The 707-nt window shown below is 47.5% G+C and carries 1 protein-coding gene; it reads left to right on the plus strand.

The genetic code is table 11. The annotated features are described in order from the left end of the window. On the plus strand, positions 1-540 hold a 540-nt coding region (locus R7Q11_RS26305; protein WP_225467014.1), incomplete at its 5' end, for a helix-turn-helix domain-containing protein. Positions 541-707: the final 167 nt, after the last annotated feature.

The following is a 707-nucleotide window of genomic DNA, read 5'->3' on the forward strand; positions in this document are numbered from 1 at the left end:
AATACCGTCCACATCGCCAATACCCGCATCGTCGCGGCGACCAACCGCGATCCTAAAGTCGCGATCGAAGAACAATTTCTGCGTGAAGACCTATTTTTCAGGCTATCGCACTTTCCGTTAACCGTTCCACCATTGCGCGAACGTGGCGGAGACATCGTCGGATTAGCCAAACACTTTATTGCGCACCGCAACGCTAACGAATCCAAAACCAAGACGATTCTCGACTCGGCAATCCAAAAAATCGCCATGCACGATTGGCCTGGCAACGTTCGAGAACTCAAACACACCATCGAGCGTGCGTTCATTCTCGCCGACGATACCATTAAAGATGAGCATCTGATTTTCGATACGCCGCCACTAGAAACTGGCACCCGATTAGAAGATATGGTGCCTGCTGGCGTATCGTTAGAAGAGCTGGAAAAAGCCGCTATTCTCAATACGCTTGAAGAGAATCAAGGCAACAAAACGGAATCGGCTCAGGAGCTGGGTATCAGCGTTAAAACGCTGTACAACAAGCTCGACAAGTATCAAGATGAGTAAACACACCGCAAATAGCAAAAGAGCACTGAATTGAATTCAGTGCTCTTTTTCATCGTCTCTTTCTATCTTTGCGTGCAGCGCTGGATTACTGTGCAGTGACAATAAAGTTTGCCCGTAAGCAATAAACTTTGCCCGTAAGAGCATTTTGAGACAATAAAGTTTGCCCG

This window comes from Vibrio sp. 970, assembly GCF_033339075.1.